The sequence below is a fragment of the Agarivorans sp. MS3-6 genome (genome assembly GCF_054112545.1).
Window position 1 is genome coordinate 785,456 of the sequence record NZ_CM134202.1, and the last position, 17,075, is coordinate 802,530.

General features: G+C 44.3%; 17 protein-coding genes. 6 read left to right on the forward strand and 11 right to left on the reverse strand.

Going from position 1 to position 17,075, the window contains the following annotated elements:
* Nucleotides 1–47 precede the first annotated feature (47 nt).
* Complete coding sequence (pta, locus tag ACVFI8_RS03670) at nucleotides 48–2,183, forward strand: phosphate acetyltransferase (RefSeq protein ID WP_248714783.1); 2,136 nt, start codon at nucleotides 48–50, stop codon at nucleotides 2,181–2,183.
* 549 nt (nucleotides 2,184–2,732) lie between these two features.
* On the opposite strand, the gene ACVFI8_RS03675 is transcribed toward pta, so the two are convergent.
* The 5 genes from ACVFI8_RS03675 to ACVFI8_RS03695 all read right to left on the reverse strand — a co-directional run bounded on the left by ACVFI8_RS03675 (nucleotide 2,733) and on the right by ACVFI8_RS03695 (nucleotide 6,648).
* A complete protein-coding gene (locus ACVFI8_RS03675) occupies nucleotides 2,733–3,086 on the reverse strand; it encodes a P-II family nitrogen regulator (RefSeq protein WP_248714782.1) in 354 nt (117 codons plus the stop codon).
* The gene (locus ACVFI8_RS03680) at nucleotides 3,076–3,870 is read right to left on the reverse strand and encodes a DUF1538 domain-containing protein (RefSeq protein WP_457873806.1); all 795 of its coding nucleotides are present in this window, start codon (nucleotides 3,868–3,870) and stop codon (nucleotides 3,076–3,078) included. Before ACVFI8_RS03680 ends, ACVFI8_RS03675 begins: the two co-directional genes overlap by 11 nt.
* Complete coding sequence (locus ACVFI8_RS03685) at nucleotides 3,870–4,604, reverse strand: DUF1538 domain-containing protein (RefSeq protein ID WP_248714781.1); 735 nt, start codon at nucleotides 4,602–4,604, stop codon at nucleotides 3,870–3,872. Before ACVFI8_RS03685 ends, ACVFI8_RS03680 begins: the two co-directional genes overlap by 1 nt.
* A 111-nt stretch (nucleotides 4,605–4,715) precedes the next feature.
* On the reverse strand, nucleotides 4,716–5,603 hold the full coding sequence (locus ACVFI8_RS03690) for a class I SAM-dependent methyltransferase (protein ID WP_248714780.1): 888 nt from the start codon (nucleotides 5,601–5,603) through the stop codon (nucleotides 4,716–4,718).
* The gene (locus tag ACVFI8_RS03695) at nucleotides 5,593–6,648 is read right to left on the reverse strand and encodes an AI-2E family transporter (RefSeq protein WP_248714779.1); all 1,056 of its coding nucleotides are present in this window, start codon (nucleotides 6,646–6,648) and stop codon (nucleotides 5,593–5,595) included. The genes ACVFI8_RS03690 and ACVFI8_RS03695 overlap by 11 nt, the downstream gene beginning before the upstream one ends.
* Before the next feature lie 100 nt (nucleotides 6,649–6,748).
* On the opposite strand from ACVFI8_RS03695, the gene ACVFI8_RS03700 reads away from it, so the two are divergent.
* Nucleotides 6,749–7,225, forward strand: a complete 477-nt coding sequence (locus tag ACVFI8_RS03700; RefSeq protein WP_457873060.1) for a 2-amino-4-hydroxy-6-hydroxymethyldihydropteridine diphosphokinase — start codon at nucleotides 6,749–6,751, stop codon at nucleotides 7,223–7,225.
* Here the strand turns inward: ACVFI8_RS03700 and ACVFI8_RS03705 are convergent.
* Nucleotides 7,184–7,897: an SDR family NAD(P)-dependent oxidoreductase gene (locus ACVFI8_RS03705; protein WP_457873061.1), complete on the reverse strand. Its 714-nt coding sequence runs from the start codon at nucleotides 7,895–7,897 to the stop codon at nucleotides 7,184–7,186. The two genes, ACVFI8_RS03700 and ACVFI8_RS03705, sit on opposite strands and share 42 nt — an antisense overlap.
* Before the next feature lie 86 nt (nucleotides 7,898–7,983).
* On the opposite strand from ACVFI8_RS03705, the gene ACVFI8_RS03710 reads away from it, so the two are divergent.
* On the forward strand, nucleotides 7,984–8,886 hold the full coding sequence (locus tag ACVFI8_RS03710; RefSeq protein ID WP_457873062.1) for a TIGR01777 family oxidoreductase: 903 nt from the start codon (nucleotides 7,984–7,986) through the stop codon (nucleotides 8,884–8,886).
* 12 nt (nucleotides 8,887–8,898) lie between these two features.
* Here ACVFI8_RS03710 and ACVFI8_RS03715 read toward each other — a convergent pair whose 3' ends face one another.
* The 5 genes from ACVFI8_RS03715 to ACVFI8_RS03735 form a co-directional block, all read right to left on the reverse strand.
* On the reverse strand, nucleotides 8,899–9,588 hold the full coding sequence (locus ACVFI8_RS03715) for a DNA-3-methyladenine glycosylase I (RefSeq protein WP_457873807.1): 690 nt from the start codon (nucleotides 9,586–9,588) through the stop codon (nucleotides 8,899–8,901).
* Nucleotides 9,589–9,861: 273 nt separating this feature from the next.
* The gene (locus ACVFI8_RS03720) at nucleotides 9,862–10,860 is read right to left on the reverse strand and encodes a CobW family GTP-binding protein (RefSeq protein WP_457873063.1); all 999 of its coding nucleotides are present in this window, start codon (nucleotides 10,858–10,860) and stop codon (nucleotides 9,862–9,864) included.
* A 67-nt stretch (nucleotides 10,861–10,927) separates the two neighbouring features.
* Nucleotides 10,928–11,335, reverse strand: a complete 408-nt coding sequence (locus tag ACVFI8_RS03725) for a MerC domain-containing protein (RefSeq protein ID WP_457873064.1) — start codon at nucleotides 11,333–11,335, stop codon at nucleotides 10,928–10,930.
* Between the two features lie 36 nt (nucleotides 11,336–11,371).
* Nucleotides 11,372–11,833: a Fur family transcriptional regulator gene (locus ACVFI8_RS03730; RefSeq protein WP_248714773.1), complete on the reverse strand. Its 462-nt coding sequence runs from the start codon at nucleotides 11,831–11,833 to the stop codon at nucleotides 11,372–11,374.
* A 317-nt stretch (nucleotides 11,834–12,150) separates the two neighbouring features.
* Nucleotides 12,151–14,010, reverse strand: coding sequence for a TIGR00341 family protein (locus tag ACVFI8_RS03735; protein ID WP_457873065.1), 1,860 nt, complete (start codon nucleotides 14,008–14,010; stop codon nucleotides 12,151–12,153).
* A gap of 474 nt (nucleotides 14,011–14,484) precedes the next feature.
* Here ACVFI8_RS03735 and ACVFI8_RS03740 point away from each other — a divergent pair, with 474 nt between their 5' ends.
* The 3 genes from ACVFI8_RS03740 (at nucleotide 14,485) to ACVFI8_RS03750 (ending at nucleotide 17,074) form a co-directional block, all read left to right on the forward strand.
* Complete coding sequence (locus ACVFI8_RS03740; protein WP_248714771.1) at nucleotides 14,485–15,279, forward strand: transporter substrate-binding domain-containing protein; 795 nt, start codon at nucleotides 14,485–14,487, stop codon at nucleotides 15,277–15,279.
* A gap of 102 nt (nucleotides 15,280–15,381) precedes the next feature.
* On the forward strand, nucleotides 15,382–16,329 hold the full coding sequence (locus ACVFI8_RS03745) for an amino acid ABC transporter permease (protein WP_457873066.1): 948 nt from the start codon (nucleotides 15,382–15,384) through the stop codon (nucleotides 16,327–16,329).
* Nucleotides 16,330–16,348: 19 nt separating this feature from the next.
* The gene (locus tag ACVFI8_RS03750) at nucleotides 16,349–17,074 is read left to right on the forward strand and encodes an amino acid ABC transporter ATP-binding protein (RefSeq protein WP_248715604.1); all 726 of its coding nucleotides are present in this window, start codon (nucleotides 16,349–16,351) and stop codon (nucleotides 17,072–17,074) included.
* Nucleotide 17,075 lies beyond the last annotated feature (1 nt).

Consider the following 17,075-nt stretch of genomic DNA (forward strand, 5'->3'; position numbering starts at 1 on the left):
AAGCACTAGCTTAACCTTTTCTACTACTTAACTTAAGAGGTACAGCCGTGGCTCGTACAATTATGTTAATCCCAGTTGGCGTCGGTGTTGGTGTAACATCCGTCAGTCTAGGTATGGTTCGCGCAATGGAACGCAATGGCGTAAACGTAAACTTCTTTAAGCCTATTGCTCAACCCAAAAGCCGTGAAAAAGGCGCAGAACGCTCAACAGCAATTATCCGCCAAGCGTCAAATATCATTCCTCCAGAGCCATTTACCCAGTCTTACGCAGAAAACCTGATAAGTGCTAATCAAATTGATGATTTACTTGAAGGTATTGTTGCCCGTTTTAATTCGGCAACCTTAGGGGCAGAAATTGTGGTGGTGGAAGGTTTAGTGCCTACCTCTGAATCACCTTATGCAACTAACGTAAACTACGGTATCGCTAAAGCGTTAGATGCCGATATGGTATTTGTAACCAACCCCGGTGGCGATACTTCGCAGCAATTAAAAGAGCGTATGGAGATAGCCTGCAACAACTTTGGTGGCTTGAAAAACAAACGCATCATTGGTTGTATCATCAACAAAGTAGGGGCACCTATCGACGAGCATGAAATTACTCGTCCTGACCTTACCGAAATGTTTGATAATAAATCAGATCATTCGACTAATCTTGAAGTACTGCAGATGTTTGGTAAAAGCCCGCTGCGCATCTTAGGCTGTATTCCTTGGAATGCCCCATTAGTTGCGCCTCGTGCTAAAGATTTGGCGAATCATTTAAATGCCGTGATTATCAATGAAGGCGATATGGATACTCGCCTAGGCCGAGTAACCTTCTGTGCCCGCAGTATTCCTAATATGGTTGAGCATTTTAAAGCAGGTAGCTTACTGGTCACCTCTGGCGATCGCTCTGATGTCATCGTATCGGCTTGTTTAGCGTCGATGAATGGAGTGAAAATTGGTGCGCTATTGTTAACGGGCGGATACCAACCAGAACCTCAAGTATTAAAACTTTGTGAGCGAGCATTTGCTACCGGCTTACCGGTCATGCTGATCAATTCTAATACTTGGCAAACCTCGTTGGCGCTGCAAAGCTTCAATGCTGAAATACCGGTAGATGATTCGCACCGCATAGAGCTGGTTCAAGATTACGTAGCAGGTCACATTGACAAGCATTGGATTGAATCATTAACGGCAATCTCAGCACGCGCTCGTCGTTTATCTCCACCTGCTTTCCGCTACCAATTAACAGAAATGGCTCGCAATGCAAACAAACGTATTGTATTGCCTGAAGGCGAAGAACCTCGCACTATCGCAGCAGCGGCTATTTGTGCACAACGTGGTATTGCCCGTCCTGTTTTATTAGGTGACCCTGATATCATCCAACGTATTGCTCATCAGCAAGGTGTTGTGCTGGGCGAAAATGTAGAAATTTTTAACCCTAGCGATATTCAGTCTAAATATGTTGCGCCTATGGTTGAATTACGCAAAGGCAAAGGCTTAACCGAAGTGGTAGCCAAAGAACAGTTAGAAGACAACGTTGTTCTAGGCACTATGATGTTAGCCAACGACGAAGTTGACGGCTTGGTGTCTGGTGCGGTAAATACTACCGCTAATACCATTCGCCCACCTCTACAGCTAATTAAAACTGCACCAGGGTATAACTTAGTCAGTTCAATCTTCTTCATGCTCTTGCCTGATCAAGTATTAGTATACGGAGACTGTGCAATTAACCCTGATCCAACTGCAGAGCAGCTAGCTGATATCGCCATTCAATCAGCTGAGTCAGCTGAAGCCTTTGGTATTGAGCCGCGAGTAGCAATGATTAGCTACTCAACCGGTAGTTCTGGTTCGGGTTCAGACGTTGAAAAAGTACGAGAAGCCACCAAAATTGCTAAAGAACGTCGTCCTGAACTCATCATCGACGGTCCCCTGCAATATGATGCGGCTATCATGGAAAATGTGGCTAAAAGCAAAGCGCCTAATAGCCCTGTTGCAGGTAAAGCCACGGTATTCATCTTCCCTGACTTGAATACCGGCAACACAACTTATAAAGCGGTACAGCGTAGCGCAGACCTAATTAGTATTGGCCCTATGCTGCAAGGCATGGCTAAGCCGGTGAACGATCTATCCCGTGGTGCATTGGTAGACGATATTGTTTACACCATTGCCTTAACGGCGATTCAAGCAGGTCAACGCAAATAGTTACACCGCAATTAGCCATAGAAGCCGATCTTATGATCGGCTTTTTTTTACCTATAATTCCCTACAGTATAGGTTTACAAATCTCTGCATGTTGATTCAAAGCGGCTTGCCCAGCGGTAAGGGTGATTGACAACATATTTTGCAGAAACGTGTTTTTTTGCCTTACAGACAAACTTCAACCAAGCCATTAATCAGCGAATCGACACCCCGACATCAATGAAATGTGGGGGCATAAACTCAAAAAATGACCCAGGGCATAATCAACAAATAAGGTAAGCTTGAATCACACTGCTATTTATGACTCAATAATCCAATAAATAAAGAGAAATAAACTTGAAAAACGATACTTATAATAAAGCGTCAAATCGGGCGCTTCTTTTTTGCACAACAAACAAAAACCTTTAAAAACAACAACATAAAATAAAACACCGCTGTCATACACATATTAATCCACAGATTGTGTGGATAACAATGCCAAAACCCAAAAGTTATACACAAAACTATGAGTTTACTGCATCTTGAACGAATACTTATTCACAACTCACTGAGTTACTCCTGATCAAGTGGCACTTTATGGGTTAAAGCTTGAATTTGATGGGCGACCCCTACTGCCTCCTCAACATCTAATAATACAGCGATACCTTGGCCTTCTTCTTGATCAAACTCTGCCACGGCACTAATGGTATTCAGAATAGGTTTAGCTAAATGACTCTCTACTACAAAGAGTAATACGTCACGTTGAGATTCTAAATTTAAGCCAAAAAAGGTCTTTTTTCGATGAACCCCCTCGCCGCGAGCATTATTGATAACCGTTGCTCCTGTTGCGCCTGCAGCCCGTGCAGAGTCCAACACAACGGTCGTTTTTTGATCGTCAACAAAAGCTAAAATCAATTTAAATTTCATCGTCATCTCCTGACAAAGTAGATCGAGCTAAATAATGGGTCATTTGCGCGTAGGCCAATACAGAAATAATCGGGAACAAACTAGCAAAAGCGATTAAACCAAAGCCGTCTAATAGAGGGCTACGGCCTGGCACCGATTCGGCTAACCCCAAACCTAACGCGGTAACCAGAGGCACCGTTACCGTAGAGGTAGTGACACCACCGCTATCGTACGCCAACGGCACGATAGCTTTAGGCGCAAATACTGTTTGTATAACCACCAGCACATAGCCCGCAATGATGTAATAGTGCAGTGGATCCCCGACAACGATTCGATAACTGCCTAGAGCCAAACCAAAAGCTACGCCGAAGGCTACTGAGATACGCAGGCCACCCACCGATACCGCACCACCCGATACAGCATTTGCTTTAATTGCAACCGCCAGCAAAGACGGCTCGGCAATCGTGGTACTAAAACCAATAGCGGCAGAAAAAAAGTAAATCCACGCATAAGCAGTCCAATGTTCAGATACCACATAGGGCACTGAATCACTTAAGCCTAGAAAATCAGTACTGGTAAGCTGCTTGGCCATGGATTGGCCTAAAGGGAATAAAGCTTGCTCTAAACCTAACAAAAACAACACCATACCTAGAATGACAAACAGCACACCAAGCAATAACTGTTTTGGCTGATGTAAGGGCTTTTTAATGATGAAGTATTGAAATACTAAAATAGTCACCACAATAGGAAGCAAGTCTCCAAGGGTGCTAAATAGGGTTTCAATAAATGCTAAGAAAGCAACCATCAATAGATAATCCCGTACAGCATCACAAACATGATTGGAGTAAGCGAGGCTAAGGCGATGAGACCAAAACCATCGAGCAAGGGATTTCTTCCCTTAATCGAAGCTGCCAAACCTACCCCCAATGCGGTGACTAAAGGCACTGTTATGGTAGACGTAGTCACCCCGCCAGAATCATAGGCGATACCAATAATTTCTTGCGGTGCAAACAAAGTGAGAACAACAATAAGCAAGTAGCCACCAATAATAATTTGATATAAGGGCCAGCCTTTGATGATTCTTACGACCCCAATAACGATGGCGAACCCCACCGCAAAGGCCACGCTCAAACGTAATCCGGCTGCATATTCAGACATGCTTGCTTCGGAATTTTCAATATGTAATGCCTGCGCGGCAACCTCTGCCGCTTCCTTGGCTACCGCCACCAAAGCGGGCTCAGCAATGGTGGTACCAAAACCCAAACAAAATGCAAAAGCCAGTAAAGCGCTCAAACTGCCTTTGTTCGCAAATGCATGAGCAAGATTTTCGCCAATAGGAAATAAGCCCAGTTCTAATCCCATTACAAAAAAGGTCAGCCCTACTACGACCATGGCAGTGCCGGACAAAATACTTAATACATTAGGTAGCGGGCTATCGAGAACGAAAAGCTGAAAGAACAATATCACCACCACAATGGGTGAGATATCACGAAGGCTTTTTAATAGAGAGGAAAATAAGTGAGACAAGCGAAAGCCCATACTAACTCCTTGTATTAGCCCTTTTAATCAAAGACTAATACAAGCTTAGCAGAGCTATCTTAACAGCTAGGCTAAGCACCTTAGTGAAAGCCCGAATTGTGAAGTTTATTGTTATTTAAGGGAATGGTTCTTAAATATGAGTACTTTCAAACCATCATCTCGGCTTTTCTCTAACACTAAAGCTGGGCGCTCTAACGTCTCTACCAATTGCAATTGTGGTGTCTCTTCAGCTATCACATCTAAAATAAATGCTCTGCTTAACCATGGCGCATTTAAACACAGCATGGCGATGCCATCTTCAGTTAACAAGCTAGGTAATTGACGGATAATTCTAGGGTAGTCTTTTTCAACCAAAAAACTGCCCTTCTGCATTGAAGGTGGATCAGCAATCACTAAATCATAAGGGCCGTGTTTGCGTAGTTTTCCCCAGGATTTAAATAAATCATGGCCAAAAAATCGAGCTTTTTTATCATCCAATTGGTTAAGTCGCAAACTGTCTCGGCCAACACTTAAGGCTGCTTTACTCATATCAATATTAACCACCGATTTGGCGCCACCAGCAATCGCCGCGACAGCAAAACCACAGGTATATGAAAATAGATTGAGAACCTGTTTATCTTGAGAATGTTGTTTAACCCATTCTCGCCCTTTGGCCATATCGAGGAACAAACCAAAATTTTGGTGAGTACCCACTTCAATTTTGTAACGAAGCCCAAACTCGGTCACTTCACTCGGTGTTTGTTCTATCCCCCACAAGTGGTTCACTGGCGCCATAGCTTGATCGCGTTGTTGCAAAAAAATCCCTTCGACCAATGGCTGTTCTTTAAGTTGATCCACTAATTGTGTGGTTATTTCTTTCGTTAAAGGTGCATAAGCCACAATCAACATAATGGGCGGTAGCCACTCAATATTGAATGATTCAGCCCCTTTAATACAGTGCCCACGGCCATGAACAACCCGCAAGGCCTGCTCATTTAATAGCGGAAGTTCAAGCTTCATCTATTTGTTTACTCTCTTTTTTCAAATCATCTGGATGGCTCAAGATCCGTGAGAACCAATGGCCACTATTGCTCGATTCTAAGCCAATTTTGATAATCATAGTTAGGGGTACAGACAACAACATACCTACGCTGCCAAATAGCCATCCCCAGAAAATCAATGATAACACCACCACCAAAGAGGACAGGCCTAAACCTTTCCCCATAATCCGAGGTTCGACAATATTGCCCATCACCAAATTCACTGATACATATAAGCCCGCCACCGCCAAAGATTGGCTAGCGCCAAGTTGCAAAAGGGCTAATAATACCGGTGGAACAGCAGCAATTAGCGACCCCACATTGGGAATATAATTCAGTAAAAAGGCCAAAATCCCCCACAAGATAGCGTAATCTAAATCCAACAAACTCAACACGATAGTGATGGGTATCGCCGTAAATAAACTAATCATGGTTTTCACCGCAATATAGCTATTCACCGCTTTAAGAAACTTACTGACCTGAGACATACGTACATCGGGATTGTGGATAGCATCGTGCATCCGCTGCGGCATGGTATCTGCTTCAAGTAACATGAAAATAGTGACCAGCAAAATAATAAATATATTGGCTGCAGCACCGCTCAATCCCGTTAAAGTATTAGCAAACAAACCAAGGATTATGCCCGGGTCAAAATAGTCGGTAACAATACTCATTGATAAATCGACATCAAACTTAGCCGCTAAGGCGACTAGCCCGGCTAAATAATCCAGCAATTGTGCGCGATAGATGGGGATAGAAGCTCGGAAATCGCTAATAGAGCTCCCCACTACACCCGCTAATAGCAAGATAAGGCACACGATAAACAGCAATACCATCATCACTGATATAACCCGAGGGATCCGAAAACGCGTCAAAAAGCTTACAATTGGGCTGGCGATAATTGCGATAAACATCGACAATAAAAAAGGAATTAGCACTGCAGTGGCGGCTTTTAATCCCGCCAACAAAACCACTAAAGCAGCCGCGGTGACTAAGCCATCACGTATTGAGGTGGGTTGATTCACCGTTCACTCCTAGAAATAACTGAACATGCTCAGCAGTTTAGCTTGCATATGCCTTAACTAAAAGGCTAAATAAATGCAAATCAGTAAGAGGGAGCTATAGATGTACTATCTTTGCAGTTTAGGCAGCAACATTAGGCCCCTCCAGCATATCCCAGCAGCAGTAGTTCAATTAAGTAAACGCTTAAGCCCAATAACTGTTAGCGCATTTATCCAAACTACGCCGCTAGGTATAGACGCCGAGCAAGACTTCGTAAACGGTTTAATGTGGTTTAGTAGCCAGCAATCAGAGGCCTGTTTAAAAAGGTTCTTTAATCAACTTGAAGATCGCTTTGGCAGAAATCGCAAAGACCCCTTGTCTAGCAGTAAGTCTCGCACACTAGATATCGACCTCATCGGTGCTGCTCAGCGAGTTGAAGATTTACAACAACTGACTGTTGACCCTTTCTTAGCGCCTCTTAAACAGCAACTATTTGCGACTCAGCCTGAGCTTGACCGTATCGTCAAATTTGAAATAGTTAATGCTCATGGGCAAACCTTACCACTGGGCCATCGAACGACCACCGTCGACTTTAATTGAGCAGGCAGTGAGATAATCATTAGTAATAAGTAACTGAATGGTTTGCCAAATAGGTAATAAGCCCCCCTCTTTAGCTAAGGGTGTTTGCTCAATAACCCGTTCACGATGCGCTTTGTCGTGTTCGTCCAAAAATAACATGGGACCCGGTTCTATAGCATTGACCCTAACCTCTGGAGCCCAATGCCCCGCGTAGGATTTCATCAAATTGGCCAAACCTGCTTTAGAGGCGCAATAAGAGCGAAACAAAGAGTGAGGCTGGTCGGCGTATATATCGGTCATCATGACGACACAGCCCTTCGCTTTCAACAATGCAGGGTGTAAGGCTTCATTGATAAGCTTTGGGGCCAACATGTGTACCGCATACATCGCGTCAAAAAATTCGGCTTGTTGTAAACAACTATGCTTAGGGTCGTCTTTAACAAACAGTGAAGCATTGTGAACTAACACATTCAAGCTTTTGCATTGCAGGCTGATTTCTTCGGTAAAAGCAATCAGCTGCTCACGCAGGCTAAAATCAGCTTGAATAAGCGTTACCCCTTTATTGCGTAACGCAGTAAGCTCAGCACGCTCACTGCGATATTGACCGATCACCTGATAGCCCATATCAAGAAATTGATGTGCAAGGAAAAAACCTAAACGTCGTCCAATACCGGTGATTAAAACTGTTGGCATAATCTATCTATCCTAAAAAAACCTGCTATTGTTAACTAAATCAAAGAGTAACATTACAAGCCCTCGATAAGGACTATGTATATAATATGAAGATTTTACTCACTGGCGGAACCGGCTTTATCGGTTGCCGTTTAGTCAAACACTTACAATTTAGTCACGAACTAACCGTATTGTCACGTAATCCTATAAAAGCTTACCAAAAGCTCGGTCATAATTTGTTAGCAATACCTTCGCTAAAGGACCTAAAGGATTTAAACGACTACGACGCTGTGATCAATTTGGCTGGTGAGCCGATTGCCAATAAACGTTGGACAGAGCAACAAAAGCAACGAATATGCAGTAGCCGCTGGCAACTCACCGAGCAAATAGCCGAGCTATTTAAACAAAGCGAACACCCCCCTCATACCTTCATCAGTGGCAGCGCAGTTGGCTACTATGGCGAACAGGGTCAACAAGAACTCGATGAATCGAGCATTATCGAAGATGACTCATTTCCTCATCAAGTCTGTAAAAAGTGGGAACAAATAGCTTTGCAAGCCGCTTCTGAGCAAACTCGCGTTTGCCTATTACGCACCGGGGTGGTGATAGGTATCGAAGGGGGGGCATTGTCTAAATTGCTTCCTGTTTTCAGATTAGGTCTGGGTGGGCCTATCGCCCATGGTCAACAGCAGATGTCGTGGATCCATATTAGCGATATGGTAGAAGCGATTATATTTTTGTTAAACAATAAGCATTGTCAGGGAGCTTATAACCTAACCGCCCCTAACCCTGTCAGTAATCAAGCATTCAGTGAGGCCTTAGCTAAGCAGCTAAAACGCCCTTGCTTACTGAGAACCCCTGCTTGGCTAATGAATTCAGCCTTAGGTGATATGGCCACCCTGATTGTTGGTGGCCAAAAAGTATTACCAAAGCGCTTAACTAATGACGGTTTCAACTTCCGCTATAAAGATTTGAGCCATGCTTTCAAAGAGATATTAGCTCGCGCTTAATCACCGCAAGTTTTAGGGCTTATTTTCACCAAAAGAGTAAGCGACCACTTGGCTGATTACCGTTAAGGGCATGCTGCTTTGTAGCTGCCAGCCGTTAAAGACCTGCTGCACAGCATTAAGGCCTTTGGCACTTGTGGGGGCTTTATTAACCACTCCTCTGCTGACTAAATACCCCACCACATCATTCGACAAAATAAATGTATCTTTACCCATACGACGTAATGCATAAGAGGCCGAGTTACCACCAAGGCGAGCGCCTTGTTTTTTTAGCATTAACCACAGGCCCACAATGTCGTCGCTAGGCCACTGGGCAATAAACTTGGCAAAGCTGCCATGCTCACGGGCAATGTCTATGATCAATTGCGCGTTGTGCGGCACGGTAATAATTTTTTGGCGATTACGAATAATGCTCGCGTCGTTGCACAACCGCTCAATGTGGCTATCGTCTAACATCAGCATTTTCTCTGGGTCAAAATCAAAAAAGGCACGTTCAAAATCTGGCCATTTGTTCTCTACCACTCGCCAAACAAAACCAGACTGAAAAATCGTTTTAGTAAAAGTCGACAACCAACGGTCGTCACTAATGCCAGCCAAATACTCACTACTCAATGGTGTAGTAAGTATCTGTTGTAAGGCGGCGTCACCGCCTTTTCGTTCAGCAGCTCGCTGCCAAATTGATGAGAAATCTTCAACCAAAGCCATCATCCTTATTAATCGAGAAGCAAACACTATGCTTAATATGCGGCTAATTCTAAACTGTATTTCAGGTTTAGGTCACTGCTGTTTAGCTTTAATTGAGTAATTTTGTCCGCGGCTTAAGGCAGGTAGGCGCTTTCAGGTTTGTGGATGGCTTATACAATAACAAGGTGTGTCTTCATGCACCCACCAATCACCTAAGTAATAAGTGATTGAACAGTACGAGCGACCACTTGCGGTACGCTCGCATTGTCGATCTATTCTACCTGTACCGCGAGCTTAATGACTTAAGCACGCTAGCAACTGGTCTTCTAAGTTCTCATCAAGCTGGTTTGCAATAATTTCTATACGGCTTTCTTGGCAGTCGTCTAGTTCGGCTTCGCTTAAGCCATCGCTGGTGTAGTTATAGCCAAATACGCCGCTGCTCGTAATAAACACCGCTTTTATACGTTCTACTTTTAGGCTAAGTAGCAGTGCGCGCAACTTCTTTCGGTCAAATACTTTGGTGGGCGCAAACCGCCAACCAATGCTATTAAAGCCTTCACCTTGATTGCTGGCTTTTAGGTAACCGCTCTCGGGGATCGGCAACTCTGACGCCAGCGCTTTTTTATGGCTATGGTGATGATGCTCATCTGCCGCATAATTGCTGGCGGTGGCGCCTTGCAAACTGGCAAGATCTATCCTGCCGTGCTCACTAAACTGCACTTGCGCGCCTTTACGGCCATGTTGCGCTACATAGTTAATCAGGGCTTGTTTATCGTCGGCTTGATAAAGATCTAGCTTATTGCCAATGACCCTATCGGCAATGGCAATTTGCTGATTAAACGTATCGTGGCTGGTGTAGCGCGAGTCGGCTAAATGTCTTGCGTCTACGAGGGTTAAGGTTTTGTTTAACGACAGCACTTGCTGGTAGTACTTGGACGAGAGGACTTGTAGTACTTCTTTGGGGTGGCCCAATCCAGTTGGCTCAATCAGCAATCTGTCTGGCGTTGATTCACTTAACAGCTGGTTTAAGGCAATTTGCATCGGCAAACCGGCCGCGCAGCACATGCAGCCACCGGGCACTTCACGAATATAAACCCCCAGCTGTTGGTGCTGACCTTGCAATAACGCGCCATCGATGCCAATTTCACCAAACTCATTGACCAATACAGCCCAGCGCTCGTTCTCTGGTTTATTGCGCATTAACTGCAAAATAGCGGAGGTTTTACCCACGCCTAAAAAGCCGGTGATAATGTTGGTAGGTACGGCGCTAATTGGCTGGCGCTTACTGCTCATGGTGTTGTATTCCAGTGGTTGCTTATTCAGTTTATGGGAGTTCAGTTTTTAGAGTCATTAGATTGCACTATTTGGCGCAGTCGCAGTTTTCATGCTCATGCTGGTGACATAAGCGGTAATTAAGCCAGTGCCCTATTGCCACCGACGTAGCTCCCAATAGAGTCAGCGCTTTTTCGCCAATTTCACCCATTCTATCTTCGCCTAATACAAGAGCCAATACTAATAATGCTAGGCCTATAAAACCCCATACCAGCACTTTAGTACGTTTATGTTGCTTACAGCCCATGGTTAGGGCGTAAATGCTAACCGGTAACACTGCCCCTACCATCCAAAGATGAAAGGCTTCGTTCTGTAGCGGCAACGCGACCATGCTGGGTACCAATATAAATACCAAGGGCAAGGCCAAACAATGAATGGCACACGCAAAGGATAACCCTATGGCAAATTTGTCGCTTATAGCTTGAGATACTTTCATTAACCCTTCTTCCTTGTTTTTTAAGTCGTTTGTTGCTTAAGCCGCTTGTTGCATACAGTCGTCACACAGGCAGTTCATTTCTAGCTGTTGGCTCACTAAGGTAAAACCAGCCTGTTGGGCGTTTAGTTTGAGTTCGGCGATGGTTGAGGCAGCAATACTGATTTCTTTTACTTTGCTGCATTTACCACAAATCAGAAACTGAGGTACGCCATGACTATGGCTGCAACAAATGTGCGCGCAGGCAACATATTTGTTAGCCAAACTAAGCTTGTGCACCAAATGCTCGGTTTCTAAAAACTCCAGTATTCGATACACAGACATAGCAGGAATACTCTCATTAAACAGCTGCTTACAGTAATCAATCAGCTCATAAGCAGAGAGCGCTTTATTAGATTGCACTAAGCCAGACAATACCTGCTTTCGTTTGTTAGTTAAGCGAACTCCTCGCTGCATGCAGTGTTGCTCGGCATGTTTAATAACGCTATCACATTGATCCATAATGAAAACTCACGCTCTGTTTACTGTGTGTGTGGTTAAACTCAAACAAATGTTACGTTGTAACATATCATTAATGCAAGCTTTGATTTTGCATTTTTGATTACGTTTTTTTTACCAAGCCAAACGCGAGTAATGAAGATGAATTTAACAACAAGGATTAAGCTGCTGAGAGGGTATCGCTGTGTTTCGCGGTTACCAGCAAGTTTATCTAGAGACTTGCAGCATACTCGCCGACAAAACAACGCTATAAAGACTGAGGTTTATAGCGGATATGAGATGCCAACTTATTGGCCGACTTGGCTGAAATTACACGCTTATTAACGGCGGATAATAATAGAGGCCTCTAGCGCGAAGCTTTGCCCTAGCTCTTGGGTGATTTGTTGTTTTAGTAAGTCCAATTGTTGGTCACTCATGGCCTGTTTGCTTACCAACTGTAGGTGCAAGGTTAATGGTTTGGCGCTTCGTGCGCGCACCGTTCTTACCAATACGTCGTTAAAGGTTTTGCCCTGTAAACGCTGCACAATTCTGGCCTCTTCCGACAAGCGGTTAAAACTAAACACCAGTGGCACACTCACTAAAGCAACGGCCACTAAGGCGATGGCTAGGCCCTTTTTGGCGCGAGTAAAAGGTGCATAACCTAAGGCTAAAAAGGTTAACGCTGCCGAAAAAACAATACCCGCTAAGTTAGTTAAAAACAGTAATAAGGCGCCAGATGCTACCGATATATCTAACCAACCTAAACCAATGCCAGCTACCGCTAAAGGCGGTACCAAGGCCACTGCAATAGCCACACCCGCTAAGCTTTTGGCGGCATCAATTCGTGCATGGGCATAAGCGCCAGCTATGCCTGAGATAATGGCCACTCCCAGATCTAACAAGTTGGGACTAAGCCGCGCGGCAATTTCTGGAGTGACTAGTTCCATAGGAATAATGAAACTAGCGGTAGCAGCAAACCCTAAGGCCACACACAAACCAGTGGTTAAGGTGCGTATACTGGCGGTCATTAAACTCGGGTCTTGGCGGGTTAAGGCCATAGACAAGGAAATAATGGGTGCCATTAACGGCGCGAGGATCATCGCACCAATAATCACCGGTGCCGAACTGGCATATAAACCAATGGTGGCTAATAAAGTAGATAACACCATTAAGGTAAGAAAAGCTGGCGAAGTAGTGGCGTTATCACGCAACAATTGATAAAGCTCTTTAAATTCATCGGTGGCTGCGTGAGCGATCCACGGTAACGGTCGAGCAGCCATTGCGTTAATGGCTTCGCCTTCTGGAAGGTTAGTAATTTTGCGACTTTCTTTTACTGCCACCACATTGTCTTGGCACACCATGCCCACGGCTGGCAGCATAGACAGCGCTCTATGTTGACACTCTACGTTTAACTCGTTGCCATTTTTCTCAATGCCGTCATGCCAATAAACTATCTCTCGTTCGGCATTAATGGTGATTGACTTAGTTTTAATTAAACTTAGGAAGCGTGGTTTTCTGACCACCCGGCCAAACATAGCCAGAACTAAGAAACGAAACATCTCCATGATGCTACGCGGCGCGATTAACATGCTTTCTAACATGCCATCATTACAATGGGAATCTGGCAGAATTTGTTTCGATAACATTGAACCATGAGCATGTTCGACCACCACCAAGCCCACCACCGATGTTTCAAGGCAAGTTTCACTCGCCGTTGTGATAGCCAGCTTTTGTGGTTTAATTTGGCCAATTTTTTTTATGTTCAACCACGTTTGCGCCATACGCTGTCGCCATGATGCGTTATGCCCCCCGGGGCGCAGATTAAAACTATGTCCAACAACCAGATGATTGAGCACCACTTGCTGATTACACCGTAACAAGTCTATTTGAACAGCTTCAGTTGTTTGAAAGTGTTGTATCGCTTTTTCCAAATTAGCGGTCAAACCAAACGCCCGCCGCGCATGACTTCCCTTAGGGTGTGGCAGCACTGCAATACGCCATTGCTGGTCTGCCGCCAAATCAATAGCATCAGCCAAGTCTTTATCACTGAGGTAACAATACACCAAACTACCCGCTTCAAATTCTGGAGGTTCGGCGCTATCCCAAGATTTAGGTAAAATCACCGTGTCAAATAAAGGGAGTATCTTTTGGCTTACTTGCTCACTAGCACTCGACTCAAACAATAAAAAGCTATCTGCCATTCCTGTGTCCATACAAGAGTTTATGGTTTTACTCAGCATGGAGGCTGTTTTTTCAAACTGCAAGTAAGTTGTCACAAATAGTGTGAATTGAATGGCCGAGTAAACGTAGAAAAACCATTAGCATGTTCCGTTCATTGACTGGCCAGCATTCGCACAATTAGTTTCAAATTTGTACAAACCGTTCAATCATCCAAAAAAACTCAGATTAATCTTTGCCAGCTCTCATCCAGCGTACGCTGCAAGATAAGATCTCGCCAAAGCCTTAAATAACGGGCGTTTAGACGGCTAAGCGGCTAGTTAAATAGTAAAAGAGTCAGGTTTTCGCTACATGTTTGGGTGAAAGCGCCGCTATTCTTCCTTAGCGTATTCTGCTATAACTGGCCTGAAACACTAAGAGTTCAGGCTGTTTTCCAAGGAAAGTACAGAATATGAACTCAATAAAAATAATTAACTATAAACACAACAAGGACTATTATGAAACGTGTCATTCAAACAGCAATTGCTGCAGTTACGCTTTTATCAAGCGCGGCATTTGCGCAACAAACGCTGCTACAAGAAATCACCGAAAGTGGAGAGTTACGCGCTTGTTTTGATGCTGGCTATATGCCTTTTGAAATGAAAGCTAAAAACGGTCAATTCATCGGTTTTGACATCGACTTAGGCAAGCAAATGGCTCGCGCCATGGGCGTAAAATATGTACCTGTAAATACTGCCTGGGACGGAATCATTCCTACCTTGCTTACTGGCAAGTGTCATCTAATAATGGGCGGTATGACCATTACTCCACAACGTAACATGCAAGTTAACTTTGCAGACCCTTACGTTGTCATCGGCCAATCAATTCTATTGAGCCCTAAATTAGAAGGTAAAGTAACTAGCTACCGTGAGCTAAACAGCGACCAATACACCGTAGTCACTAAATTGGGCACGACTGGTGAAGGTGCAATTAAGCGCTACTTACCGAAAACTAAAGTAAACTTGTTTGAAACCCAGTCTGAAGCCGTATTAGAAGTGACCAACGGTAAAGCCGATGCCTTCATCTACGACTTACCTTTCAACGCTATTTACGCGGCAGAGAACCAAGGCCAATTGGTTCACCTAGACCAACCATTTACCTTTGAACCATTAGGTTGGGCGGTACGCCAAGGTGATCCAGACTTTTTGAACTTCTTGAACGGCTACTTGCGTCAAATAAAAGGTGATGGCACCTACGACCGCATTTACGACAAGTGGTTTAAAGATGATGCTTGGTTAAAACAAGTTCAATAGAAAGACCTAAGTGGCGGCCTATAATCGCCACTTTTCTTTAGCGTGTCGCACCCTTTTGCGGCACAGCTAAAGTAAAACTAAAAATCAATAAAAGAGCTTTAGATGCAAACTCAAGCAAGCAAACTTCTGTGGAATGGCGTTTTTGTGGCCATTTTACTTAGCCTATGTGGCCTAATTTACCTCTCAGGCGAAAAAATTGACTATAACTGGAACTGGCAACGCGTTGTTCCTTACATTGTAAACAACGAAGCCGCCAGCGTTAGCGCTCCGCAAGATGGTTACATTGTGGCCAGCACCACTGGACAACTGCAACTAGTATCAGATGCTGGCGATATCCTGGTGAACTTAGCTGATTATGAAAACATCAGCGTTTATGAAGGAGATTTAGTTTTTGAGGGCGACCAACTAGCGTCTTCAGAAGAGTGGCGTATTGGCCCACTGACCGAAGGGTTAATCGTTACTGTAAAAATATCTATATGGTCGCTTTTCTTTGCTATTTTTCTTGGCCTAATTATTGGCCTGATGCGCATTGCCGATAATCCAGCCCTACGCAAATTAGCGATTACCTACATCGAAATCATTCGTGGTACTCCGCTATTAGTACAAATTTTTATTGTTTATTTCTTTATTGGTACGGTCTTCGATCTCGAGCGTTTTACCGCTGGTATCATTGCTTTATCCGTATTTACCGCAGCCTACGTGGCCGAAATTATTCGAGGGGGTATTCAATCAATCCCCAAAGGCCAAATGGAAGCCGCTCGGTCCTTAGGAATGAATTACCCACAAGCGATGGTGAATGTCATTTTACCGCAAGCATTCAAACGCACGCTTCCGCCTATGGCAGGCCAATTTATTAACCTTATTAAAGATTCTTCACTGGTATCGGTTATTTCAATTACCGACCTGACCAAAGCTGGCCGAGAAGTGGTAAGCGGCAGCTTCGCACCTTTTGAAGTATGGTTTACCGTTGCGCTACTATACCTAGTACTTACCAGCAGCCTATCTTGGGCTATTCAACGCTTAGAAAAGAGGTTAGCTGCCAGTGACTAAAGATTATCAAGGCGACGACATGATCGTTGCAAAAAATATTAATAAAATTTATCCCAATGGCTGCCATGCATTAAAAGATGTTTCAGCTAGGGTTTCGCGTGGCGAAGTGGTGGTAATTGTCGGGCCTTCAGGTTCAGGTAAATCGACCTTTTTACGAACGCTAAATCAACTTGAAACCGTGAGTAGCGGCAGTATCCATATTGATGGTACCGACATGTATGCTAAGGGAACCAATATCAACAGCTTGCGCGAAGAAGTCGGTATGGTGTTCCAAAACTTCAATCTATTCCCACACAAAACTGCCCTAGGTAACGTAATGTTGGCTCCGCTAAAAGTGGCTAAACGGCCTAAGCAGCAGGTGGAAGATGAAGCCAAGGCCTTAATGCTTAAGGTCGGTTTAGCCGATAGAATGAGCAACTACCCATCGCATTTATCGGGGGGGCAACAACAACGAGTAGCCATAGCACGAGCATTAGCTATGCAACCCAACATTATGTTGTTTGACGAACCTACATCGGCCTTAGATCCTGAAATGGTGGGTGAAGTACTAGACGTAATGAAAGGCTTAGCTAACGATGGCATGACCATGGTAGTGGTAACCCATGAAATGGGCTTTGCTCGCGAAGTGGCCGACCGAGTATTGTTTATGGAAGAGGGTGAGCTACTCGTGGAAGCCTCGCCCAGTGAGTTTTTCGACAAGCCAGCTCATCCAAGGCTGAAGCAGTTTTTGTCTATGGTTCTGTAAT